23 protein-coding genes and 1 riboswitch are annotated in these 22,521 nt (G+C 69.3%); of the genes, 10 read left to right on the top strand and 13 right to left on the bottom strand.

Annotated elements, in window-relative coordinates; genetic code table 11:
* Positions 1 to 155: 155 nt before the first annotated feature.
* Together ACY466_RS06165 and ACY466_RS06170 are read right to left on the bottom strand one after the other, a co-directional pair.
* Positions 156 to 1,811: a DNA repair helicase XPB gene (locus ACY466_RS06165; protein WP_463250706.1), complete on the bottom strand. Its 1,656-nt coding sequence runs from the start codon at positions 1,809 to 1,811 to the stop codon at positions 156 to 158.
* Positions 1,812 to 1,909: 98 nt separating this feature from the next.
* The gene (locus ACY466_RS06170; protein WP_463250710.1) at positions 1,910 to 4,189 is read right to left on the bottom strand and encodes a helicase-associated domain-containing protein; all 2,280 of its coding nucleotides are present in this window, start codon (positions 4,187 to 4,189) and stop codon (positions 1,910 to 1,912) included.
* 60 nt (positions 4,190 to 4,249) lie between these two features.
* Here ACY466_RS06170 and ACY466_RS06175 point away from each other — a divergent pair, with 60 nt between their 5' ends.
* A complete protein-coding gene (locus tag ACY466_RS06175) occupies positions 4,250 to 4,441 on the top strand; it encodes a hypothetical protein (RefSeq protein ID WP_463250712.1) in 192 nt (63 codons plus the stop codon).
* Between the two features lie 228 nt (positions 4,442 to 4,669).
* Here ACY466_RS06175 and ACY466_RS06180 read toward each other — a convergent pair whose 3' ends face one another.
* The 4 genes from ACY466_RS06180 to ACY466_RS06195 all read right to left on the bottom strand — a co-directional run bounded on the left by ACY466_RS06180 (position 4,670) and on the right by ACY466_RS06195 (position 7,721).
* Entirely contained in the window at positions 4,670 to 5,266 is a 597-nt protein-coding gene (locus tag ACY466_RS06180; RefSeq protein WP_463250713.1) for a transglycosylase family protein, read from the bottom strand.
* An 8-nt stretch (positions 5,267 to 5,274) separates the two neighbouring features.
* Positions 5,275 to 5,485, bottom strand: a riboswitch (cyclic di-AMP (ydaO/yuaA leader).
* Between the two features lie 162 nt (positions 5,486 to 5,647).
* Positions 5,648 to 6,934: a glycosyltransferase 87 family protein gene (locus ACY466_RS06185; protein ID WP_463250715.1), complete on the bottom strand. Its 1,287-nt coding sequence runs from the start codon at positions 6,932 to 6,934 to the stop codon at positions 5,648 to 5,650.
* A gap of 63 nt (positions 6,935 to 6,997) precedes the next feature.
* Positions 6,998 to 7,429: a YccF domain-containing protein gene (locus tag ACY466_RS06190; protein ID WP_463250717.1), complete on the bottom strand. Its 432-nt coding sequence runs from the start codon at positions 7,427 to 7,429 to the stop codon at positions 6,998 to 7,000.
* A 28-nt stretch (positions 7,430 to 7,457) separates the two neighbouring features.
* The gene (locus tag ACY466_RS06195; protein WP_463250719.1) at positions 7,458 to 7,721 is read right to left on the bottom strand and encodes a hypothetical protein; all 264 of its coding nucleotides are present in this window, start codon (positions 7,719 to 7,721) and stop codon (positions 7,458 to 7,460) included.
* Positions 7,722 to 7,928: 207 nt separating this feature from the next.
* On the opposite strand from ACY466_RS06195, the gene ACY466_RS06200 reads away from it, so the two are divergent.
* Complete coding sequence (locus ACY466_RS06200) at positions 7,929 to 8,348, top strand: cold-shock protein (protein WP_463252153.1); 420 nt, start codon at positions 7,929 to 7,931, stop codon at positions 8,346 to 8,348.
* Here ACY466_RS06200 and ACY466_RS06205 read toward each other — a convergent pair.
* From ACY466_RS06205 to ACY466_RS06215, 3 genes are read right to left on the bottom strand one after another with little or no spacing between them, the layout of a single operon-like run.
* Positions 8,345 to 8,866, bottom strand: coding sequence for a DUF2771 domain-containing protein (locus ACY466_RS06205; RefSeq protein WP_463250721.1), 522 nt, complete (start codon positions 8,864 to 8,866; stop codon positions 8,345 to 8,347). The two genes, ACY466_RS06200 and ACY466_RS06205, sit on opposite strands and share 4 nt — an antisense overlap.
* The gene (locus ACY466_RS06210) at positions 8,863 to 10,476 is read right to left on the bottom strand and encodes an MFS transporter (protein ID WP_463250723.1); all 1,614 of its coding nucleotides are present in this window, start codon (positions 10,474 to 10,476) and stop codon (positions 8,863 to 8,865) included. The genes ACY466_RS06205 and ACY466_RS06210 overlap by 4 nt, the downstream gene beginning before the upstream one ends.
* Positions 10,477 to 10,506: 30 nt before the next feature.
* Positions 10,507 to 11,328 (bottom strand): glutaminyl-peptide cyclotransferase, encoded by an 822-nt coding sequence (locus tag ACY466_RS06215; protein WP_463250724.1) that lies wholly within the window; start codon positions 11,326 to 11,328, stop codon positions 10,507 to 10,509.
* Positions 11,329 to 11,392: 64 nt separating this feature from the next.
* On the opposite strand from ACY466_RS06215, the gene ACY466_RS06220 reads away from it, so the two are divergent.
* The 3 genes from ACY466_RS06220 (at position 11,393) to ACY466_RS06230 (ending at position 15,535) form a co-directional block, all read left to right on the top strand.
* Entirely contained in the window at positions 11,393 to 12,250 is an 858-nt protein-coding gene (locus tag ACY466_RS06220; RefSeq protein ID WP_463250726.1) for a DUF3027 domain-containing protein, read from the top strand.
* A 101-nt stretch (positions 12,251 to 12,351) separates the two neighbouring features.
* Positions 12,352 to 14,967, top strand: coding sequence for a sacsin N-terminal ATP-binding-like domain-containing protein (locus ACY466_RS06225; RefSeq protein ID WP_463250728.1), 2,616 nt, complete (start codon positions 12,352 to 12,354; stop codon positions 14,965 to 14,967).
* 4 nt (positions 14,968 to 14,971) lie between these two features.
* Positions 14,972 to 15,535, top strand: a complete 564-nt coding sequence (locus ACY466_RS06230; protein ID WP_463250731.1) for a phosphatase PAP2 family protein — start codon at positions 14,972 to 14,974, stop codon at positions 15,533 to 15,535.
* On the opposite strand, the gene ACY466_RS06235 is transcribed toward ACY466_RS06230, so the two are convergent.
* Positions 15,513 to 15,647 carry a hypothetical protein gene (locus ACY466_RS06235; RefSeq protein ID WP_463250734.1) on the bottom strand — a complete coding sequence of 45 codons (135 nt, stop codon included), beginning with the start codon at positions 15,645 to 15,647 and terminating at the stop codon, positions 15,513 to 15,515. The genes ACY466_RS06230 and ACY466_RS06235 overlap by 23 nt on opposite strands.
* A 155-nt stretch (positions 15,648 to 15,802) precedes the next feature.
* Positions 15,803 to 16,057 carry a DUF2530 domain-containing protein gene (locus ACY466_RS06240; protein ID WP_463252154.1) on the bottom strand — a complete coding sequence of 85 codons (255 nt, stop codon included), beginning with the start codon at positions 16,055 to 16,057 and terminating at the stop codon, positions 15,803 to 15,805.
* Positions 16,058 to 16,115: 58 nt separating this feature from the next.
* On the opposite strand from ACY466_RS06240, the gene ACY466_RS06245 reads away from it, so the two are divergent.
* The 3 genes from ACY466_RS06245 (at position 16,116) to ACY466_RS06255 (ending at position 19,402) form a co-directional block, all read left to right on the top strand.
* The gene (locus tag ACY466_RS06245; RefSeq protein ID WP_463250737.1) at positions 16,116 to 17,594 is read left to right on the top strand and encodes an NCS2 family permease; all 1,479 of its coding nucleotides are present in this window, start codon (positions 16,116 to 16,118) and stop codon (positions 17,592 to 17,594) included.
* 52 nt (positions 17,595 to 17,646) lie between these two features.
* Positions 17,647 to 18,075 carry a MarR family winged helix-turn-helix transcriptional regulator gene (locus ACY466_RS06250; RefSeq protein WP_463250739.1) on the top strand — a complete coding sequence of 143 codons (429 nt, stop codon included), beginning with the start codon at positions 17,647 to 17,649 and terminating at the stop codon, positions 18,073 to 18,075.
* A gap of 82 nt (positions 18,076 to 18,157) precedes the next feature.
* Positions 18,158 to 19,402, top strand: coding sequence for an MFS transporter (locus tag ACY466_RS06255; RefSeq protein ID WP_463252155.1), 1,245 nt, complete (start codon positions 18,158 to 18,160; stop codon positions 19,400 to 19,402).
* On the opposite strand, the gene ACY466_RS06260 is transcribed toward ACY466_RS06255, so the two are convergent.
* Entirely contained in the window at positions 19,381 to 20,598 is a 1,218-nt protein-coding gene (locus tag ACY466_RS06260) for a GNAT family N-acetyltransferase (protein WP_463250741.1), read from the bottom strand. The genes ACY466_RS06255 and ACY466_RS06260 overlap by 22 nt on opposite strands.
* A 46-nt stretch (positions 20,599 to 20,644) precedes the next feature.
* Here ACY466_RS06260 and ACY466_RS06265 point away from each other — a divergent pair, with 46 nt between their 5' ends.
* Complete coding sequence (locus ACY466_RS06265; RefSeq protein ID WP_463250743.1) at positions 20,645 to 21,448, top strand: TrmH family RNA methyltransferase; 804 nt, start codon at positions 20,645 to 20,647, stop codon at positions 21,446 to 21,448.
* Complete coding sequence (locus ACY466_RS06270; protein ID WP_463250745.1) at positions 21,445 to 21,726, top strand: DUF2537 domain-containing protein; 282 nt, start codon at positions 21,445 to 21,447, stop codon at positions 21,724 to 21,726. Before ACY466_RS06265 ends, ACY466_RS06270 begins: the two co-directional genes overlap by 4 nt.
* A gap of 16 nt (positions 21,727 to 21,742) precedes the next feature.
* Here ACY466_RS06270 and ACY466_RS06275 read toward each other — a convergent pair whose 3' ends face one another.
* Positions 21,743 to 22,519: a DUF6928 family protein gene (locus ACY466_RS06275; protein WP_463250747.1), complete on the bottom strand. Its 777-nt coding sequence runs from the start codon at positions 22,517 to 22,519 to the stop codon at positions 21,743 to 21,745.
* Positions 22,520 to 22,521: the final 2 nt, after the last annotated feature.

Below are 22,521 nucleotides of genomic sequence, written 5' to 3' on the forward strand. Positions count from 1 at the left end.
TCGTCCTCATCGTTTCGCCCGGAGCCTGCGCGCCCGGTCCGGTACTCAGTTTGGCAGAGCGGCCAACGCGCTGCACACGCGATCGGACGTGTCAGATCGCCGGACCGAGCACGTCGTCCGCTGTCAGATGGCCGGACCGAGCAAGTCGTCCGCTGTCAGATCGCCGGACCGAGCAAGTCGTCCGCGTCGGTGATGCGATAGGCGTACCCCTGCTCGGCGAGGAACCGCTGCCGGTGAGCGGCGTATTCCGCGTCGAGGGTGTCCCGCGAGACCACGGAGTAGAAGTGCGCCTGTCCGCCGTCGTGCTTGGGCCGGAGCAGTCGACCGAGCCGCTGCGCCTCCTCCTGCCGTGATCCGAACGTGCCCGAGACCTGTACCGCCACAGATGCTTCCGGGAGATCGATGGAGAAGTTCGCGACCTTGCTCACCACCAGCGTCGGGATCTCGCCCTTGCGGAACGCGTCGAACAGCAACTCGCGTTCCTTGTTCTTGGTCGAACCCTGGATCACCGGCGCGTCCAACGCCTCGCCCAGCTCGTTCAGCTGATCGAGGTACGCCCCGATGACCAGCGTCGGCGCGTCCTTGTGCTTGGCCAGAATGGATTTCACCACCGCGATCTTGGTGTGCGCGGTCGAGCACAGCTTGTAGCGCTCCTCCGGTTCGGCCACCGCGTAGGACATCCGCTCCGCGTCGGTCAGGGTGACCCTGACCTCGATGCACTCGGCCGGAGCGATCCAGCCCTGGGCCTCGATGTCCTTCCACGGCGCGTCGTACCGCTTGGGTCCGATGAGGGAGAAGACGTCCCCCTCGCGTCCGTCCTCGCGAACCAGGGTGGCGGTCAGGCCCAACCGTCGACGGGACTGCAGGTCCGCCGTCATCCGGAAGACGGGTGCGGGGAGGAGGTGGACCTCGTCGTAGATCACCAGGCCCCAGTCCCGCGAGTCGAACAGTTCGAGGTGCTTGTACTCACCCTTCGTGCGGCGCGTCACCACCTGGTAGGTGGCGATGGTGACCGGCCGGATCTCCTTGCGCTCGCCGGAGTACTCCCCGATCTCCTCCTCCGTCAGCGAGGTTCGGGCGATGAGCTCACGCTTCCACTGCCGCCCGGCGACGGTGTTGGTGACGAGGATCAGGGTCGTCGCCTGCGCCTTCGCCATCGCCGCGGCGCCCACCATGGTCTTGCCCGCACCGCAGGGCAGCACGACGACGCCGGACCCGCCGGCCCAGAACGAGTCGGTCGCCATCTGCTGGTAGTCACGCAGTTCCCAGTGGCCACCCGAGAAGTCGAGATCGATGGGATGAGCCTCGCCGTCGACGTACCCCGCGAGGTCCTCGGCCGGCCAGCCGACCTTGAGCAGCATCTGCTTGAGGCGACCGCGCTCGCTGGGGTGCACCAGGACGGTGTCGTCGTCGACGCGCGCGCCGAGCATCGGGGCGATCTTCTTGTGCCGCATGATCTCTTCGAGAACCGCACGATCGAGGCTGATCAACGAGAGTCCGTGGACCGGGGACTTGACCAACTGCAGGCGGCCGTACCGGGCCATCGTGTCGACGATGTCCACCAGCAGTGGTTGCGGAACCGCGTAGCGAGAGAAGTTGACCAGGGCGTCGACGACCTGCTCCGCGTCGTGTCCCGCGGCCCGGGCGTTCCACAGAGCGAGCGGGGTGATGCGGTAGGTGTGCACGTGCTCCGGCGCTCGTTCGAGTTCGGCGAACGGTGCGATGGCCGCGCGAGCCTGCGGGGCCATGTCGTGGTCGACCTCGAGCAGCAGGGTCTTGTCGGACTGGACGATGAGTGGTCCGTCGGTCACGTTGTCTCCTCACGCGCCCGCACGGTGGAGAGATCTCCTTCGCGGGCGCAACCACTCCATTGTCCAGACGGTGGGGTGTACGCGCCAGCCGCGGGGGGTCAGCCCACCATCGAGACCGACGTGATGCGGTGCAGCGTGTAGTGCCGCATCACGCCCGCGCCGGCGTCCCATGCATCGAGTTGGCCGCCGCCGACCCCCACCGGTTCGACCACGCGGTTGCTCGACACCCCCGCGGCGTCGACGTATCCGATGCTGATGGGTGACCGCGACAGTGCGGCTCGCTGCAGCAAGGCGATGGTCGCGGCACCGGACGCGCGGGTGCCGTCGGACCGCACTCCCTCGCTACGGCGGGCCGTCGAGGCGACGGTGCCCGCACGCATCTCGGACACCAGGCGGCCGAGCTGCTCGTCCGACGGGACCACGGGGGTGCGGTAGACCGACCGCCCGCGTCGGACCTGGACGCGGGCGCCGCGATCGCGGACGTCGACGATGGTGCCCGAGGAATCCTCGCCCGCGGGCGCGAAACCGGCGGTTCGGAGCTGGGCCAGGACGTCGGCCAGGGGGGCCTGCGAGACGGCGACCGTCGGCGCCAACGCACGCAGGGCGAGTGATTCCGCTGCGGGAGACGAGAGGACCTCGGCCAGCAGCGCCGGGTCCTCGCAGCGGACGAACGACGACGCCACGCCGGCTCGCAACCGTCCGTGCCGACGCGCGACGTCGTCGATCAAGTACGTCAGCGACTGCGGAATCGGAGTCCGCGAGTGCGTCTCGAACAGGGCGTGCAGTTCGGCCGCGGAGGTGCCGCCGTCCAGTGCTCGCCGCAAAGTGCGCTCGTCGATGCGATACATCGTGGCGGCACCGGCCGATTCGATGTCGGCGACGGACGCCATGCGTTGCGCGAGTTCGGGCGTGAGCGGCCCCGGCGCCACGACCGTCAGGTCGGCCTGCACCAGGACGTGGTCGATGGGGGCGGGAAGCACGGCGTGCATTGCGGCGGTCGCGGAGTCCGGTGCGGCCAGCAGGGCCCGGCCGGGGGAGGAGAGCGCGCCACGAGCGACGATCCCCAACGATGCGGCTTCGGCGAGGAACCGGGTCACCGGACCCCGTCCGAGGCGACCGGCGAGTCGAGGCCGGTTCCAGGTCGCGAGACGAACGACGTCGTCCGCGGCCGGTGCGCGACCGGATCCCAGATCGGCGAGGACTCGCAACACGATGCGGCGATCACGAGGAGCGGCCGCCGATCGCGCTTCGTCGGACAGAGCGGCGATGGGTTTGTCGTTGGCGTCGCGCATCCCGATGAGCCAGGGCAGCCGGGTGAGGTCGAGCCATCCGGTGGCGAGCGCGGACCAGCGTTGCGCCGGACCGGCGGCCAGCCAGGTGTCGACGGCGGTGGTGGGGGCCCACATGTCGTCGGATTCGCCGGCCGGTGGCGGATCGGGGAAGCCCACCGAGACCAACCCGGCGCCCGCCAGGATCTCGACGACGAACCCGGTGCGGGCCTCGTCGAGATCGACGCTCTTGGCGATGCGGCGCACCTCGCGTACACCGAGACCGCCGGCCTTGAGGATCGGTGCCGGCGTGCGGCCGAGCGAGTCGAGCACGTCCTCGCACTGCCGGAGCAGTTCGAGGGCCTCGCCCGCGGCGGCCGCGTCGACGTCGGCGACGGTGATTTTCTCGGTGGTCGCCGCCGGTGGGCTCAGCAGGGTGGGATCGGTGACCGGTTCCCCTCGGAGCGCCTGCGAGACCTGCGGGGGGAGCTCGACCGTGTTCTCGTCCAGCCAGGTCAGCAGACCGGCTCCGAGGAGCTTCTGCACGGGCCGATCGGGTGGGGTTCCGGGGGCCGCGTCGCGGGTGCGCCCGATGGACGACGATTTGGTCAGGGTCGCGAGCAGATCTCGTTCGCGATCGTCGAGCGTCGCGAGCCGGGTCGTCACCACGTCCGCGGTCAGGGCGGGATCCGCGTCGTGGAAACGACCCACGCGCCACGGGATCGCGTCGCGGGCGGCCGCGACCATGGTCAGGTCGGCGGTGCCGCGCACCAGCGCTCGTGTCCGCAACGCGCCGAGCGCGGCATCGACGGACTTCTTGGTCGCGAGTTTGCCGATGAACCGGTCGAGCGTCCTGCGGGGGACGGGCGCGCGGTCGGCGCCCTCGTGTGCGAGCAGTTCGAGGATCGTCAGCGCGAGAGTGTCCAGGTCGTCCGCCACCCGCAGTACCGACGCGCGTTGCTCGGAGCGGCCTGCGAGCACCTCCAGGGTGGGTGGGGGCGGAATGGTCAGGTCGGGACGCAACCGCAACAGTTCGGCCAGGTCGTCGTCGCTTCGGGACGCCAACCAGTCCGTGAGGGTGTCCGCCGTCGGACCGTCGTTCGCGCTCATCGCCCTCGAGCCTAGAGACCTGCACTGGCGGAGGTTCGACCCCTAGTGCCAAAATGAGTCATGGCGAAAGAAGCGAAGAAGCGATACGTAGATCCCGGCTGGCCCCACGGCGTCGACGACGAGGACCATCCCGTGACGGAGTTGGCCTCCGCGCGCGCCGGCAGCCTGTCCCCGTACGGCGAGGAGATCGAGTTCCCGTTGCCGGTCGACTCGTTGCCGTACGCGCATCCGCACACGGTGATCAACCGCTGATCGGTACGCCGGTGCCGGTGCCGGTGCCGGAGTGAGGGTGCCGCTCGGTCCGTCACGAGTGGTCGGGGTGCCCCTGACTCGCGGTCGACAGCGCGCCCATCCGAGTGAGGGGCACCCTCGGTTCGCGAGACGGACCGAGGGTGCCCCTCACTCGTGCCAGGGGTACGAACCCCCAGACGTCGAAGGCCCCCACCGCATGCGGTGGGAGCCTTCGACGTGCGGTGAGGACTACCGAGGAAGGAAGTCCTGGTTCGCCTCGAGGAATGCGGCGACGTCCGGGTGAGCCGTGGCCTGCTCCAGGAAGCCGAGGATCATCGGGTCGGACGTGAAGTTCTGGACGATCTGCGTCAAGCCGGCCACCGCGTCGGAGCTGGTGGCGGGGATGCTGGTGAGATCGGGAAGCGCGGGTGCGCTGACGGCGGGTGCCGACGCGGCCGGGGCCGAACGCTCGGTGGGAGCGCTGGTCAGGCCGAGACGCGAGGAGCACGACGGCCAGGCGTTCCAGCCCTGGGATTCGAGGACGCGCTCGGCGACCACGATCTGCTGCTCACGCGAGGCCTGGTTCGCGGTCGCGGCGAATTCGCCACCACCGTGGCTGCTCCAGGTGCTGGGTGCGAACTGCAACCCGCCCTGGTAGCCGTTGCCGGTGTTGATGGCCCAGTTGCCGCCGGCCTCGCACTGGGCCAGACGGTCCCAGTCGGAGTCGGGTGCTGCGTTTGCCGTGCCGCTGAAGGCGAGGCCTGCGGTGCCGACCAGTGCGCTGGTGACAGCGACCTTGGCGACGGTCTTGCCGGTGGTGCTCGGCTTGCGATGACGTCCGCTCATAAGGGTAGAAATCCTCTCCACACGCGCCTGCGAGGTCAGCTGTCGGATTCGGGCTGAGAGGTAGCCCGGCCCACTCGCTCCTGGCTGGAACGGTGTGGCTTCACCCCAAGACCGTCGACGCGAACCCGGGTGGGGCTCGTTGCGTGACGGCCGAACTATCTACGAAGGACGTGTGGGTCCCCCGCCCCCGTCCCTGATCTTGTTTCGTGTCGGGTGTCCGGTACCCGCGGGACGAGGTTTGGCGCGGCGGGCCGGACGTCGGCCGAACTTCCGGCCGAGCAGGACACTATTACGAACCGGGCCCGGATGTCACTGTTCGATAACTTCGCCTGGTCGCGGGTCGGTCGGTCGGTTGTGAGGCTCGAGTACGGGTAAGCGCAGCTAGACGGATACGCGGGCACTGAATGTCGACTCGTCACCTGTTCGTAATCGAGTTGTTATGTGGCGGAAGTCACATATCCGGAGGGTCACGCCGATGCCGACGATCGCGACGAGGGCCGTGATGGGGTAGACCGTCTGCAGCAGCACTGCCTCGATGTCGCTGGACGGCGGCAGCATGAACGTGCCGATGGCGTAGACGCCGCCCGGAAACAGATGGAACCAGGCGATCTGGGGCAGTGTCACCGCCAGCGGCAGGATCCATACGAGCCGCCGTCGGGCTCGCAGGGCGAGATCCAGGCTCAGGATCGTCAGGGGAAGGAACCAGACCCAGTGGTGGCCCCAGGAGAACGGCGACACCAGCGGCGTCGTCAGGCCGCACACGGTCAGTCCGAGAAGGGTCAGTCCGCGTCGGTGCGCGGCGGCAGCGACGAGGAGTGACCCGACCGCGACGACGGCCGTGACGGCGATCCACAGCGCCACCGATGGTTCGTCGAGGCCGAACCATCTCGGGATCGCGCCGCGCAGCGACTGATTGGCGCCCGAGGTGATGTCGCCGATCCGGGTCGAATCCGAGATCGTGCCGAACCAGAAGGCCGCCGCGTCGGAGAAGAGGACGACGAACCCGAGAACGACGGAGGTCGCGGCGGTGGCCGCCCCGATCGCGAGCGCTCGCCATTGCCGGGTCAGGGCCAGGTGGACCAGGAACAGACCCGGGGTCATCTTGATGCCCGTCGCGATCCCGGCCCCCAGTCCGCGCAGGCGGCTGCCCTCCGGTCGGCCGAGGTCCCACAGCACGAGCGCGAGCAGGACGAGGTTGATCTGTCCCAGCCAGACCGTCATCCGAATCGGTTCGAGCCAGGTGAACACCACGGCCAGTGCCGCGCTGACGATGCGCAGCGACCGATCGTCGCGATAGCCGAGATGGATCCAGCACCAGCGCACGACGAGGTAGATCAGGGCGAGGTTCCCCAGCCAGAAGACGAGGTGGGTGGTGGCGTCCGCCAGGAGTCCGAGCGGCGCGAACAGCAGGGCGGCGAAGGGTGGGTAGGTGAAGGGGAGTTCGCCGACGAGTGCCCCGGCGTAGAGCCGGGTCGAGTCGAGGACGGTGGCGCCGCCCGCCCGGTAGACCGATGCGTCGATACCGAATTCGAACAGCCCGAACTTCGGGGTGCCGAAGGGGATGAGCCGGTCATGGGCGACGAGCGCGACGATCGCACCGATGACCGACAGAACGACGACACCACGTTGTGACGAGAATGAACGTTGCGGCGGATTCTTGGGGTCCACGCACGGAGGATAGGCCCGAAAATGCCGATCGGCGCGGTAAGCCACGCCGAAAGGAACCGTTCGTTACGTAGCGCGACCGGTCTTGACGTACCCCGGCACGTGGCCCGGCGGCAGATCACGAACATCGCTGTCGACGATGTCCTTGCCCAGCGGCATCAGCGACACCGGAATCATCTTGAGGTTCGCGAGCGCCAGGGGAATGCCGATGATGGTGATCGCCATCGCCGTTGCCGTGACGATGTGCCCGATGGTCAGCCAGATCCCGGCGAGCACGATCCACAGGACGTTGCCGATCAGCGACCCCGTTCCGGCCGACGGCTTGTCCACCACGGTTCGGCCGAACGGCCACAGCGCGTAGACCCCGATGCGGAACGAGGCGATTCCGAACGGAATCGTCACGACGAGGATGCACAGGAGCAACCCGAAGAGGAAGTAGGCGAGGGCGAGCCATAGCCCGCCGAAGACCAGCCAGATGACGTTCAGGATCAGGCGCATGACACCAGTATGTCGGCGCCGCGGGCCATCAGCGTCCGGTCCGCGCCCGACGCCCGGAGGACAGGGCGTAGATCAACCCGAGCAGGAAGCCCAGCGGGCTCAGCATCGCGGCGAAGTACAGCCACAGGCTGGGGGTGGTGTTCGAGATCAGCAGCACCGCGAAGATCACCACGAGCGCCAGAATTCCGAGGCCGAAACAGACCATGGCAACGGCGAGAAGCGCAGGTACGCCGGTCCGTCGCGGTGCGGGGGTTCGGGAGGCGTCGTCGGGTGCGGCGGGGCGATCGGTCACGGTGTCAGCCTAGTCGGCGCACAAACCTGTGGCGCCCGCCCACGGGGGCGAGGGTACGATCGAGTTCTCGCGTCGAGATGGATGTCGGCCTGGACGGCCCACGCCTCTCCGGCGCGATTCGTGTGTTCCGGCGAGGAACACCGAACAGGTACGTATCGGAACGTGTCCATCGAGCAAGTGCAACCAAGAAACGAACGGGTGAGATCGGTGCCGACCGGCAAGGTGAAGTGGTACGACGTCGAGAAGGGTTTCGGCTTTCTCTCGCAGGACGAGGGCGAGGACGTGTACGTGCGTTCGTCCGCTCTCCCGCAGGGAGTCGAGGGCCTCAAGCCCGGCCAGCGCGTCGAATTCGGCATGGCTGCCGGACGGCGTGGCCCGCAGGCCCTGAGCGTGACCGTTCTCGAGCCCGCCCCCTCGGTGCGGCAGAACGCCGCGGCCGGCTCCCGGAAGGAGCCGACCGCGCGCAAGCACACGCCGGACGAGTTGCACGGCATGGTCGAGGACATGATCACGCTGCTCGAGGCGACGGTGCAGCCCGAATTGCGGAAGGGCAAGTACCCCGATCGCAAGACGGCCCAGAAGATCTCCGAGGTGGTCCGGGCCGTCGCGCGCGAGCTCGACAGCTAGTCGGTTCCCTCCGGAGTGGTCGCGATGGACCACACCGCGTGGCTGACGATTTCTTCCTCGGCCGTGTCGGCGTCGATGACTCCGGACGGGAGTCGGATCTCGACACCCAGCAGAGGTAGGCCGTCGGCGTCCAGTTGCGGAACGGTGACCGACGTGCGGTCGCCGGGTCCGTAGTACTCGTCGGTCTCCACGATGTCGTCGTCGGAACCCCCGCGGGTGCCGTAGACCGTGGCCAGGCCCCACGGGCCACCGGAGATGCTCGGCGGGATCGACAGCTGCAGCGGGTTGCCCGCCCGCATCGGGATGGATGCGGTGGTCCCCTCGTAGTCGCACAGCGGTGCGTCGACCGGGCAGTAGCGGAACGGATCCACCTGAATGGTGGTCCCGTTCGCGTACGCGGTGATGCGAGGCGGTGTCTCGGGGGCGTTCAGGATGGCGCGGCCCAGCAGCACGACGAAGGCGACGCCGACCACGACCACGGCGATCGCGGCCGCGATCAGTCCGGTGCGGCGCGTCATCGCGTGACTCCCTCACTGGTGGCGTTCGGCGCGGTGCGGTCCCGGCGAGCCCGTTCGACTTCGCTGAGCGCCACCTCCTGCTTCGCTCGAACCGGGCGGTTTCCTCCGAAGCCGGGAACGATGGACCCGCCCCGATACGTCACGATTGTCTGCACGAGACCGATGGTAAGCAACACCGAGATCACGGTGAAACCCACCCAGTACTCGGTGGGCAGCAGAACCCCGAGCGTGCCGCCCAGAACCCAACTCAATTGCAGCACCGTCTCGCTCCGGCCGAAGCCCGAGGCGATGGATTCCGTGGGCAGATCGTGTTGCAACGACGCGTCGAGACAGACCTTGGCCAGGGCGCTCGCCGCGGACGCCACCAGTGCGGCGAGCGCGGCACTGAGGAGGCTGTCGGTGAGGGCGGCGACGACGGCGACCGCCGTGGCCGCCGCGGCGCACTGCACCACGAGCATGGACGGTTTGGTCAGCGTCGCGCGGGCTCCCGCGGTGTTTCCGCCGAAGTTGCCGAGGCCGGCGGCCACACCGACGAGCGCGAGCATCAAGGCCTGCTGCAGTGGTTCGTGTTCGGTCCGCGACTTCGCCACGAACGCGACGTAGAGGGTGAGGAAGCCGGTCAGTACCCGGATTGTCCCGTTGCCCCACAGGCCGACGAGAACGGCGCGGCCGAGCGGTTGTCGCCGCTTGCTGGGGGCGGGAACGGCACCGATCACCTCGGTGGACGCCTCGGCGTGGTAGCCGAGGGTGGCGGGGACCTCGCCCTCGGTGACCTCCACCCAGGACGGAATCCGCATGGACAGGTACGCGCCGAACAGGGTGAGCGCGAACGTGAACCACAGGGCGCCGATGGAATCGAAGGCGAACGCGATCCCCGCGGCCACGGCGCCGGCGCACACGGTTCCGCCCAGTAGACCGAAGACCGTGAGGCGAGAGTTGACGCGCACCAGATCGATCTCCGGCGGGAGAACTCGCGGGGTGACGGCCGACTTGAGCACGGCGAAGGATTTGCTCATCACCAGCATGCCCAGCGCCGCCGGGTACAGGATCCAACTGTCGAAGTTGAAGATCAGCACGATCGCCAGCACGGATCTGATCACGAACGACGCGGCGAGGGCCAGCCGTCGGCCACGCTGCAGCCGGTCGAGCAGCGGACCGATGAGGGGGGCGATGATCGCGAACGGTGCGATGGTGATGAGGAGATACAGCGCGACCTGTGTCCTGTCCTCGCCCGTGGCCGCCGAGAAGAACAGCGTGTTCGCCAGGGCCACCGCCATCGCGGCGTCCGTGGCGAAGTTCGCCATCGTGGCGTAGGTGAGGGCCGTCAGCCCCGATTTGTCGGCACCGTTCGCCGTCGCAGCCCGACGGAACGTGGCGATGCCCTTGCCCGTCAGCTCGCGACCGCGTCGGGCCGCGACTCGGGTGACCGTGATCTTGCGGGGCCCGCGCGCGTCACCGGGCGGCGACATCCGGCGGGTCTCGTCGGGGTCGACGGGATGCAGAGGAGGCAGCGGGGATCGTCTCGGGGGGAGCGCCTCGGACGGGGAGTAGTTGTCCCATCCAGGATGGCGCGAGTCGTCCGTACCTGTCACGTGTTCATTGTCCCCCATCGGCGGCGGAAGGCTCGGCGCGAGCGTCGCTCACTCGGCGGGGACGAACTCGACCTCGAACAGCGTCGGCCAGAGTTTGCCAGTCAGCAGGAAACGGTCGGTGTCCGGAATCGCCGCGATCCCGTTCAGGACGTCGATCCCGTCCTGCGACGGCAAGGCCTCACGCAGCGACGACGCGTCGATCACGGCCGTGACATCGCCGCTGTCGGGGTCGATTCGGACGATGTCGTCGGTCTGCCACACGTTGGCGTACACACCGTCGGGGGTGCACTCGAGCTCGTTCAGGGAACGCAGCGGCTGCCCGTCCAGGGTCACCGGAACCGTCGTTCGTCCGGCCACCTCGACGGGGTCGAAGGTCTCCCGATCACGGAAGGTCAGCGTCTCGGATCCGTCGCTGGTGACGAGTCGGTCGTCGTACGCGCAGATCCCCCATCCCTCTCCCTCGTACGACACCCTGCCGCGTTCTTCCAGGGTCACCGGGTCGCGCGCGATCGCGATCTCGTCCTGCCAGGTCAGCTGCCACAGGATGTCGCCCGCGCGGGTGATGCCCTCCCCGAACAGCGGTCCGGGGAGATCGACGTCCGCGAGAACCTCGCCGGTGGCTCGATCGGTGGCGGTGACCGACGACGCCCCCACGAGGCCGGTTCCTTCGAGCAGGCGGTCGCCGTCGACCTCGAGGCCCTGCGTGAACGCGGTGCGCTCGTGCGGTTCCGTCGCGACGATCCGCACCTCGAGCCGCGGAACGTCCGATACGGACGCGTCGGGATCGGTCCCCGCATCCGCACCACAGGCGGCGAGCAGAGCCGCTGCCACCCCGAGGGCACCCACGCGAATCGAGCCACTCCGCACCATCGCTCCATCCTGTCAGCCCGCCACGACGGCCCGCCGCACACCCGACGCGCCCGCGTACGGCAAAATGGTGCGGGTGAGTGCTGCTTCCGTGACCGAGATCCGCCCCCTGCTCGCCGAGGCAGCCGACGTCGCTCGGGCCGCCGTCGTCGACACCGGTGACGGGGCCGTCGGTGAGCATCTGGGTGTCGAGGCCGTCGACGAGTCCTCGGCCATCCACCGATTCGCCGCCGACATGCCGGCGTACCGCGGGTGGCAATGGGCCGTGGTGGTCGCGGCGCCCGCCGACGCCGAGGTCGTGACGGTCAGCGAGCTGGTCCTTCTCCCCGGTCCCGACGCCGTGGTGTCGCCGACCTGGGTGCCGTGGGATCGCCGCGTCCGCCCCGGTGATCTGTCTCCCGGTGACCTGCTTCCGCCCGCCCATGCGGACGAGCGGTTGGTACCGGGGTACCTCGCGACCGGTGACCCCGCCGTGGACGACGTCGCGCTCGAACTCGGCCTCGGCCGCAAGAAGGTCCTCAGCCGCGAGGGTCGGCTCGACGCCGCCGAGCGGTGGGCGGAGGGTGAGTTCGGTCCGGAATCGCCCATGGCCAAGGCTGCGCCGTCGACGTGCGGTCTGTGTGGCTTCTACCTGCCCATCGCCGGCTCGCTGAGCGCCGCGTTCGGCGTGTGCGGCAACGAGTTGGCGGCGGACGGCCGCGTCGTGCACGCGCAGTACGGGTGTGGAGCCCACTCGGACACCGAGGGGCCCACCGGCGCCGGTTCGCCGTCGTTCGATCCGTACGACGACGGTGCGCTCGACGTGACCGCGAACCCGGCTGCCGCGGAGGTTCCGGCCGACGGCACCGAGGTTCCGGCCGACGGCACCGAGGTTCCGGCCGTCGACACCGCCGACGAGTCACAGGAGTCACCGTCGGTGACCTAGCGGACCCGCTCGGCGCTGCGGGGCTGCGCGCCTCGGTCCTCGCGGCATGGACGTCGTCGCCGACGCGGCTCCGCGAGGATGCCGCCGCGGAGGCGGACCTCGTGGCTGCCGGCTATCGCGACCGGGTCGTCACCGAACTCGCCCAGAACGCCGCCGACGCAGCGCGCCGTGCCGACGTGCCGGGCCGGCTGTCGGTATGGGTCGACGACGACGAACTGCACGTCGCCAACATCGGTGCGCCGCTCGATCCCGCGGGCCTCGAGGCGCTCGCCGCACTGCGTGCCTCGGACAAGCCGGCCGGTCGGAAGTCGGTGGGCCGGTACGGCGTCGGGTTCACCGCGGTGCGCGCGGTGGCATCGGCGGTCGAAGTCAGGTCGATCACGGGGTCGGTCCGCTTCGATGCCGAGCGCACCCGCACGGAGGTCGTCGGGGCCGGTCTCGCCGAACCCGACGTCGGGGTTCCGATGTTGCGGTTGCCCTGGTCCGTCGACCACGCTCCGGCCGCGGGCTGGGACACCGAAGTGGTGATGTTCGGGGTCGAGAGCGCCGACGACGTGCTCGCGGCCGCAGCGTCGGAGGCCGTCGACCTCCTGCTCGAACTCGATGCCCTGGTCTCGATCACGGTGGTACGCAACGGAGTCGAGAGCGTGATCGATCGCTCCGAGGCGGCCGGGCCGGGTGCGGTCACCGAGGTCACCGTCGACGGTCGCATCTTCTGGCGAATGGACACCGTGCACGCGCGGTGGTTCCTGCCCGTGATCGACGGGGTTCCGCAGCCCGTCCGGCGAGATGTGTTGCGAGCCCCCACCCGCTCGGACGAGGCGCTCACGGTGCCGCTGCTGGTGGTCGCCGACGTGCAGATGCAGCCCGATCGCCGCCGGGTTCTGCCGCCGGTGGACGATCGACTCCGCCGCGTGGCCGAGGGGTACGCGCAGGTGGCGCCGGCGCTTCCCGCCCGGTACCGGACGGCTGTGGTTCCGGTTCCGGGTTTCGCTGCCTCGGAAGTCGACGACGCTCTGCGGCAATCGATCTCGACGGAGCTCGCCGAGGCGCCGTGGGTGCCCGGTGCGGACGGCAGGGACCTGCGCCCGGCCGACGCCGTGCTCGTCGAATCCGCATCACCACAGTTGTGCGACGCGCTGAAGGACGTCGTTCCGGGTCTGGTGGCGGCCGAGGTCTCCGGCGTCGCCGATGCCCGGGCGCTGACCGCGGCGGGGGTGCGCGGTCTCGGTCTGGCGGCGGTGGTCGAAGCCCTCGCCGGACTCGAGCGCGATCCGGCGTGGTGGCGTCGGGTCTACGACGGACTCGAGCCCCTGGTGCACGACGGTGTCGCGGCGCAGGAGTGCGCGAGCATGCCGGTGCCGCTCACCGACGGACGCACGGTCACCGGTCCGAGAACCGTTCTGGCGGTGGAGGACGGCTCGGACATCGGTCGCGTCGGGTGGGCTCGCGTGGTGCATCCCGACGCCGTGCATCCGCTGTTGCTGCGGCTCGGCACGCAGCCGGCGCGACCCGCCGATCTCCTGTCCGACCCGGTGCTCGCGGCGATGCTCGACGATCCGGACACGGTGAGCGAGTCCCTCGTCGAGGACGTTCTGGTGCTCGCGCGCTCGCTCGGCCCCGGCGCGGCCGCGGTCCCGGGTCTGGGTGCGTTACCGCTGAGGTCGGCCGACGGCGAGGAGCGAGCCGCCGACGAGCTCGTGCTGCCGGACTCGCCGCTCGCGCGAGTGCTGTACGCGGACAGTCCCTTCGGGATCGTCGACCCCTCGCCAGTCGAACGGTACGGGGTCGACGCGCTCCGGGCGGTGGGTGTGGGGTGGACGTTCACCGTGTTCACCGAGGACCTGCCCACCGGTCCCGATCACGATCTCGACGACGAGGACGCGTGGTGGGAGTCGCTGCGCGAGGACCCGGCGCAGATCGTCGCGATCCGCGATCTCGATCTGGTGGACGACGCGTTCTGGCCGCAGGCGCTGACGATGATCGCGGAGGATCCGGCGCTCCTCGCCGCCACGGCCGACCGGGACGGCTACTCGGCGTGGTGGTTACGTCGGCACGCACGGATCGGGGGAGTGCGGCCGGGATTGCTTCGCGCGGCCGGAGACCGCACCTTCGAGGGTGTACTGGATCCGATCGTCCATCCGAGGGCGGCCGCGCTGACCGCGCTCCTCGCCGGACCGGTCGTCGACGACGCCGCCCAGGCCGAAGAGATCCTCGATCGTCTCGCGGACGATGCCCGCGTCGTGACCGGCGGCGCCGCCGTCCGCACTCACCGCGCCCTGATGGATGCGGTGGCCGCAGGACGGTGGCACGCCGAGGATCTCGACCCCCCGCCGTCGGTCCGGACGATCTCGGGATCGGTGTGCGACCCCACCGACGCTCTCGTCCTCGATCATCCGATGTGGGCGGCGGTGGTCGATCCGAACGTCGCCGTGCTCGGTCGTGTCGAGGGCGCGGAGGCCCTCGCGGATCTGCTCGACGTCGACATGGTGTCGGCCGTGGTCTCGGCGGAGGTCACCGAGCCCGGTGTCCCGGAGTCGATCGACTCCGATCCACTGCTCGTCGTCCTGGCGGCTGTTCTTCCGCTGCCGAACACGGTGGTGGTGCACGAGCGGCTCGCGGTGCGGCTCTCGGGCGCGATCACCGGGGTGCGAAACGTGCCGTTCTGGGTGGACTCGGCCGACGACGTCCACGTGCAGCGGCCGCGGACCGAGTGATGCGGTGAGTGTCGATCAGCGGGTGCTGGACTGGATGACCGAGCACCGGACGCACGGGTGGACCGCGGCGTTCGAGGTCGTCACGACGGTGGGCAACACGGTCGGGGTGGCGGCGGCGACGGTGATCGTCGCGATCGTGCTCGCGGTCCGGCGACACGCGGTTCCCGCGGCGGCACTGGTGGCCACGATGGTGCTCGGCTGGGTTCTGATGAACGTGTCCAAGAACGTGGTGCGCCGGGAAAGGCCACCGGAACCGCAACGCCTCGTGGACATCTCGACCTATGCGATGCCGTCCGGCCACGCGATGATGTCGGCGATCTTCGTGGTGGCGGTGGTGTCGACGGTGCGCCGCGCCGGGGCTTTGAAACGAACGAGAGCAGCGGCCACCGTGTCGATCGTGCTCGCGGCGGCGTCGCTGCTCATCGGGTTCTCCCGCGTCTACCTCGGGGCCCATTGGCTCACCGACGTGCTCGTCGGGTGGGCGGTGGGCGCGCTCTGGGGCGCGGTGGGTGTGGCGGTGGTCCTGAAACTGCTCGGTCGCGGGGTCAGCGGTCGCGCTGAGCGATGACGAGGAGTTCGTCACGCATCGCGGGGCTGCCGACGTTGTTCGCACGCGCGTAGATGTCGCGGAGAGCGCGGACGTGGCGACGACGGTTGAGGAAACTTTCGACGTACTTCACTGCTGGGGTCCTTCGGATAGAAATCGGTCTGAACTGACATAACCGATTCTCCACGTTAACTCTGTGTTACTCAACCAGCCTGCGGGTGAGTTCGCGCACGTCAGAGCCCTGGAACACCCTCGCGGGCAGGAGTCGGGCGCATCACATGACGTGCGTCACCGACGATCGACGTCGAGCCCCCGCTGCGCGGTTCGGCGGCCCTGGCGGGCGGCCCGGCGCTGCCGGAGGAACAGGACGTAGCCCAGCACGCCGAGTGCGGCACCCGACCAGCAGACGGGGGAGGCGGCAGACCAGGTGGGGACGAGGGTGGTCGCGACGGCGGCGACGATCCAGCCGAGCGTGACGATGGCGATGACGGGAGCGGGGTCGGTCCACCGCACCGGAATTCTCGGCGGGGGCTCGATCGGCATCGTCACGACGCACACGCTACCTGTGGGCTTCCGGCACTCATGCCTTAATGTCCACACCATGTCCCGAGCGTCAGATAGCACGAGCCGCACTCGCCTTTCCGCCGTCGACTCGTACTTCAAGATCACCGAACGAGGTTCGTCGGTGGCGACGGAGGTGCGCGGCGGTGTCGTCACCTTCGTGGCCATGGCCTACATCGTGGTGCTGAACCCGCTCATTCTCGGCAGCTTCTCGCCCGACGACGCCGCGGCCAAGGTCGACGTGGCCGGGAACATCCTTCCCGTGGCCCAGGTGGCTGCCGTGACGGCTCTGGTCGCGGGTGTGATGAGCATCCTGTTCGGCGTCATCGCGAACTACCCCTTCGCCATCGCCGCGGGACTCGGTATCAACACACTCCTGGCCGTGACCATCGCGCCGCAGGTGACCTGGCCCGAGGCCATGGGTCTGGTGGTGATCGACGGCATCATCATCGTGGTCCTCGCGCTCACCGGATTTCGCACCGCCGTGTTCCGCGCGATTCCGCGAGAACTCAAGGCGGCGATCGCTGCCGGCATCGGTGCCTTCATCGCGCTCATCGGTCTCGTCGACTCCGGGTTCGTCCGTCGCATCCCCGACGCGGCGGGCACGACGGTCCCCGTGGGTCTGGGTATCGACGGCTCCATCGCGTCGTGGCCGACCTTCGTCTTCGTCTTCGGTGTGCTGCTGATGGGCATTCTCGTGGCCCGCCGGGTGCGGGCCGGTCTGCTGGTCGGCATCGTGATCACCACCGTGCTCGCGGCCGTCATCGAAGCGGTCACCTCCACCGGTGCCTCGCAGGGCGTGAACCCGAAGGGCTGGAACCTGGCCGTGCCGGTGGTGCCCGACGTGGTGTTCGATCTGCCGGACCTGACGTTGGTGGGCAACGTCGATCTTCTCGGTGCGTTCACCCGAATCGGTGTGCTCGCGGCGAGCCTGCTGGTGTTCACCCTCGTGCTCGCGAACTTCTTCGACGCGATGGGGACGATGACCGGACTCGGCAAGGAAGCGAAGCTGACGGACGAGAACGACACCCTGCCGCGCGTCGGGCGCGCGCTCGTGGTCGAGGGCGTCGGAGCGGTCGCGGGCGGCGGCGCGTCCGCCTCGTCCAACACGGTGTTCGTCGAATCGGCGTCGGGCATCGCCGAGGGAGCGCGCACCGGGCTCGCCAACGTGGTCACCGGCCTGCTGTTCCTGGCGGCGATGTTCTTCACCCCGCTCTACTCCGTCGTCCCCATCGAGGCGGCCGCACCGGCTCTGGTGGTGGTGGGCGCGCTGATGATCGGGCAGGTCGCCGACATCGACTTCACCAAGTTCCACGTGGCGTTACCGGCGTTCCTCACCATCGTGGTCATGCCGTTCACCTACTCCATCGCCAACGGTATCGGCGTCGGATTCGTCACCTGGGTGGTGCTGGCCGTGGGCCGCGGGAAGATCCGCGAGGTGCATCCGTTGATGGGAATCGTCGCGCTGTTGTTCGTCCTGTACTTCGGGTTGGGACCCATCACCGACGCCCTGACCTAAGCGGACAAAAGGGACCCGAGTCGGCTGGGGGCTCGTACCGTATCCTGTGGCGATGCCACAGGAATTGCGAGCTCTGGCGGGGGATCTGTCCCTCTCCTGCGTCCGATTGACGCGCCACCTCCGTGGTCGCCGAACCAGTCAGGTCACGCTCACCCAGCTGTCGGCCCTCGCCACGCTCGCGCGAGAAGGGGCCATGACCCCGGGCACGCTCGCGGCCCGCGAGCGGGTGCAGCCGCCGTCGATGACGCGCGTGGTGTCCTCGCTGGGGGACCTGGGGCTGGTCGAGCGTATGCCGCACCCCACCGACGGTCGCCAGATCATCGTCTCCCTGTCCGACGCCGGTCGCGCCGTGATCGACGACGAGGTCAACGCGCGCGAGGCCTGGCTCACCGAGCAGCTTCGCGGCCTCGACGCCGATCAGTTGAAGGCGATGCGCACCGCGGTGGACATCCTGTCCGCCATCGTCAACGAGTCGGAGTAGCCGCTCCGCCGGTGCCGACACCGGCGGAGTAATTTGATACTTCGTGCAACGTTCTTCTCGACCGAGGCGCGACGGGCCGTCGCTGTTCGCCGCGTTGCACTCCCGGAACTATCGGCTCTGGGTGTCGGGTCAGATCGTCTCGCTGGTCGGTACCTGGATGCAGCGCATCGCGCAGGACTGGCTGGTCCTCACGCTCTCCGGCGGCAGCGCCGTCGCCGTCGGCATCGTCATGGCGCTGCAGTTCGGCCCCACCCTCCTCCTGTCGGTCTGGGGAGGTGTTCTCGCCGATCGGTACGACAAGCGTCGGCTCCTCATGGCCACCCAGGCCGCAGCGGCGGTGTTCGGTCTGATCCTCGGTCTCCTCGACGTCGGCGGCGTGGTGGAGCTGTGGCACGTGTACGTGCTCGCCCTGCTGCTGGGTTGCTCGTCCGCGATCGACGCGCCGGTGCGGCAGTCGTTCACCATCGAGATGGTGGGGCCGAACAAACTTGCCAACGCCATCGGTCTGAACTCGATGACCTTCAACCTCGCCCGGATCGTCGGCCCGGCCATCGCGGGTGTGTCCATCACCCTCGTCGGCACGGGGTGGGTGTTCCTCGTCAATGCGGTCTCGTTCGTCGCGGTGTTCCTGGCGCTGAAGGCGATGCGGCCCGCCGAGTTGTTCCGAGTCGATCGCGCTCCCCGCTCACGGGGTCAGATTCGGGAGGGGTTCCAGTACGTCGTGGGCCGTAAGGACCTCCGCGTGATGCTCGTCACCGTCGCGGTGGTGTCCACCTTCGGCATCAACTTTCCGCTCGCCCTGTCGGTGATGGCGCGCAACACCTTCGGCCTCGGCGCCGACGCCTACGGATTCCTCTCCACGAGCCTCGCCGTCGGCACGCTTCTCGGGGCCACACTCGCTGCCCGCCGGGTCGGTACGCCGAGCATGCGCCTGTTCGCCGGATCGGCCGTCGCGTTCGGAGTCTTCGAGACGCTCGCCGGCGTCATGCCGTCGTTCTGGGCGGTCGCGGTGCTGCTGATCCCGGCCGGAGCCGTGCAGCTCACGTTCAGCACGGTGGCGATGAACATCCTCCAGTCCTCGGTCCCGTCGGACATGCGCGGCCGGGTCATGGGCATCTACATGCTCTGTTTCCTGGGCGGTACGCCCTTCGGCAGCCCGCTGCTCGGGTGGATCGCCGACGCCGTCGATCCGCGGGCACCCCTGGTGCTCGGCGGACTGATCTCACTGACGGCCGGGCTGACCGCTGCCGCTCTGGTTCGGCGGGCTCGGCTCACGCCACCGACGATCGACCCCTTGGCCTCGGCTCAGAAGAACCAGCCGATCTGAGGTGGGGTGGGCGTTCCGAACGCGAGATCGAACTCGTGCAGCGCCTTCTCCGACGACGCCGTCACCCGACCCGACGCCGCGAACTGGCGCGCTCGGTGCGCTCCGAGATACATGCTGCCGATCACCGACGACGCCACGGTGATGTCGGGGACCGCACCGTCGGATCGGACCACTTCGGCGTGGCCGTCGCGCGTGACGAAGCGGAACACCCCGCCGGCCGACAGGAAGGGGTCGCGGACCTCGATGGTCAGGTCGGTGTCGATCGCGTAGGTCCGAGCCGACAGGGCCGCCGGTACGTCCATCAGTCGCACCCACAGGCCGTCCTTGGTGCCGGTCACCCGCGGTACCCGACGGTTGGTCAGCAGCGTCAGCAGCGGATCACCCACCGGCAGCGTGACCTCGTACGACTCGACGAGGTCGATACCCATGAGCACCTGCCACAGCGCCGAACGTGCCTCGTCGGTCGCCGCGACGAAGTCCACGATGCGGGCCTCCTGCGCTCCGGCCGTCCCGACGCGATAGCCGCGGCGGAACGCGACGTAGCCGTCGGGATGAACGACGAAGAACAGCTTGGAGAAGCCGCCCCGCGAGTTCTTCCGATCGGCGAAGAAGCGTTGCCAGCGAGTCGCCGGCATCGGCTGGGCGCCGGGGGTGAGGGTGCGCCACCGCTCGTAGACGTCCGGAAGAAGGTCGCGGGCCTGCTCCGCGGTCACCAACCGGGCGCCGGTGGGCGGCGCCAGGTCCTTCGGGAACGCGGCGAAACGACGGTCGATGGTGAAGTCGACTCCCTGCGTGGCCGCGCCGTATCCGAACCGCTCGTAGATGGTGGCCTCGCTGGCCGTGAGCACCGACAGCGGCTTCCCGGCCTCCTCGAACCGCTCGTGCTGCGCGGTGAAGAGGCGCCGGAGAATGCCGCGTCGGCGGTGGGTGGGTGCCACCGAGACCCAGGAGACTCCCGTCGCGGGCAGCGCGGCACCGCCGGGCACCGTGACGTCCATGGGGAAGTGCATGGTGACGCCCACGGGAAGATCACCGTCGCACGCGAGGTAGATCTCCGAGGACGCCGTGAGCAGTTTGGTCTCCGCCATGTCGTCCGCGTTCTGGTGCTCGCCGAACGCGTGGGCGTCGAGAAGCGCGATGGCGTCCCAGTCGTCGTCGGTGGCAGTGCGGATGGTGATCGTTCCGTCGGTACTCATCGCCGGGCAACTTTTCCATACCGGGGCATCCTGCGATGATGGGGCCGTGGTGAACGTCGTCGACATCGAAGATCCCGCCGATCCCCGGCTCGACGATTTCCGAGACCTCAACTCCTCGGATCGACGGCCGGACCTCCCCGAGGGCAAGGGACTGGTCATCGCCGAGGGCGTGCTCGTCGTCCGACGTCTGGTGACCTCGCGGTTCGTTCCGCGCGCTCTTCTCGGCGTCGAGCGGCGTCTGGGGGAGCTCGCCGACGACCTCGAGGCCGTCGACGCCCCCTTCTATCGGACGAGCGCCGAGGTGATGGCGACGGTGATCGGGTTCCACCTCAACCGTGGGGTCCTCGCGGCGGCGCACCGACCGCCGCCGCTGGCGCTCGAGGACGTCCTGTCGTCCGCCCGCACGGTCGCGGTGCTGGAGGGGGTCAACGACCACGAGAATCTGGGCTCGATGTTCCGCAACGCGGCCGGACTCGGTGCGGACGCCGTCCTCTTCGGCGGCGCCACGGCCGATCCGCTGTACCGACGGTCGGTGCGGGTGTCGATGGGCCACGTGCTCCGCGTCCCGTTCGCCTCGGTCCCGGACTGGCCCCGGGGTCTTTCGGCAGTGCGCGACAACGGGTTTCAGCTCATCTCGCTGACGCCGGATCCCGATGCGGTGCCGCTGGCGGAGGCGATGACGGGGGAGAAGGTGGCGTTGCTGCTCGGGGCGGAGGGGCCGGGGCTCACCGAGCACGCCATGCGCGCCACCGACGTTCGCGCACGCATTCCGATGGCGCCGGGGACCGATTCCCTCAACGTCGCCACCGCCGCGGCCATGGCGTTCTACGAGCGGGTACGGCTGGCGTGACCGAGTTCGACCCGGAGCCGACGCCGTGGGCCATCGGGTCGGTGTGTGCGGTGGCGACGGCGGTACTGGTCGCGACCGCGGTCGGTGCGCTGGGGGCTGCGTTGACCCCCGTCAGCGTCGTCTTCGCGGTGATCATCGTGACCGTCGTGGTGACCGGGCCCGTGCCGCTGCTGGCGCGGCGCCGACGTGAACCGGTGTGGCGCTGGCTGATCCACGGGGCGGCAGCGGGCGCAGTGCTGGGGGTCGGGATCTTCGCGGTGGATCTGCTGGCGGGGTGAGCCGGTCACGCCGGTGTCAGGACACCAGGCGTCGGAACAGACCGCGCTTCTTGGCCGGCGGCGTGGGCGACGGGGCTGCCTCGTCGGACGGAGGAGGCGGCGAGTGCCGAACGGCACTGGGGTCGACCATCCTGAAGTCGCACAGCAGCACCGTCGTCGGGTCGATGTCGCCGTCCTGTGCGCCGCCGATCATGCGCACACCGAGCCACTGCGCGCCGGCGGCGTCCGCGAACTCCTGCGGGTGAAAGGGAAGCGCCTGGGGGTCCGGGTAGTCCCCGTCGAACTGCAACGGGTGCTCACCCGACCAGAACGGGCGTTCCCACGGCTGCGGCAGGCCCTCGTCCTCGTGGATGTACGCCGGGCTCGCACTGAACGAACGGCGGAGCGTGCCGTGGTCCCACTGAGCGAACGCGCCCCACGCGTGATCGCGCTCGGACGCGATCAGGTAGGTGCGGTCCGCCGAGGTCAGGTTCAGCCAGCTCGAATCCACGGTGGAGGGCCGCACCACAGCAGGATCGGACGCGCAGACGACGGTGATGCCCTGGTAGCACCCCACCAGGAGGCGATGGGGCTCGGCCGACACCGCGAACGCGGTCAGTGGGGCCATGCCCACCAACTCGGGTTCGAGGCCGGGGTGCACCGAGCGGGCCACTGCGGCCGCGGCATCACGATCGGACGTGACACCGCCGCGTAGCACGGCGATCGGATCCGGTGCACTCACACACCACACCGCCGCTGACCCAACCCCCACCGGGCGCCCCTCTCGTCGTGTCGTCCGGTCGGAAGATCCCATCG

Source organism: Rhodococcus sp. K11/5 (genome assembly GCF_055193735.1).

Coding starts and splice junctions, on each gene's coding strand:
- ACY466_RS06210 (WP_463250723.1), bottom strand. CDS start 10,476: ATGGGGGACAATGAACACGTGACAGGTACGGACGACTCGCGCCATCCT.
- ACY466_RS06205 (WP_463250721.1), bottom strand. CDS start 8,866: ATGACGCGCCGCACCGGACTGATCGCGGCCGCGATCGCCGTGGTCGTG.
- ACY466_RS06240 (WP_463252154.1), bottom strand. CDS start 16,057: ATGCCGATCGAGCCCCCGCCGAGAATTCCGGTGCGGTGGACCGACCCC.
- ACY466_RS06215 (WP_463250724.1), bottom strand. CDS start 11,328: ATGGTGCGGAGTGGCTCGATTCGCGTGGGTGCCCTCGGGGTGGCAGCG.
- ACY466_RS06175 (WP_463250712.1), top strand. CDS start 4,250: ATGGCGAAAGAAGCGAAGAAGCGATACGTAGATCCCGGCTGGCCCCAC.
- ACY466_RS06250 (WP_463250739.1), top strand. CDS start 17,647: ATGCCACAGGAATTGCGAGCTCTGGCGGGGGATCTGTCCCTCTCCTGC.
- ACY466_RS06245 (WP_463250737.1), top strand. CDS start 16,116: ATGTCCCGAGCGTCAGATAGCACGAGCCGCACTCGCCTTTCCGCCGTC.
- ACY466_RS06180 (WP_463250713.1), bottom strand. CDS start 5,266: ATGAGCGGACGTCATCGCAAGCCGAGCACCACCGGCAAGACCGTCGCC.
- ACY466_RS06260 (WP_463250741.1), bottom strand. CDS start 20,598: ATGAGTACCGACGGAACGATCACCATCCGCACTGCCACCGACGACGAC.
- ACY466_RS06275 (WP_463250747.1), bottom strand. CDS start 22,519: ATGGGATCTTCCGACCGGACGACACGACGAGAGGGGCGCCCGGTGGGG.
- ACY466_RS06220 (WP_463250726.1), top strand. CDS start 11,393: ATGGTGCGGGTGAGTGCTGCTTCCGTGACCGAGATCCGCCCCCTGCTC.
- ACY466_RS06170 (WP_463250710.1), bottom strand. CDS start 4,189: ATGAGCGCGAACGACGGTCCGACGGCGGACACCCTCACGGACTGGTTG.
- ACY466_RS06190 (WP_463250717.1), bottom strand. CDS start 7,429: ATGCGCCTGATCCTGAACGTCATCTGGCTGGTCTTCGGCGGGCTATGG.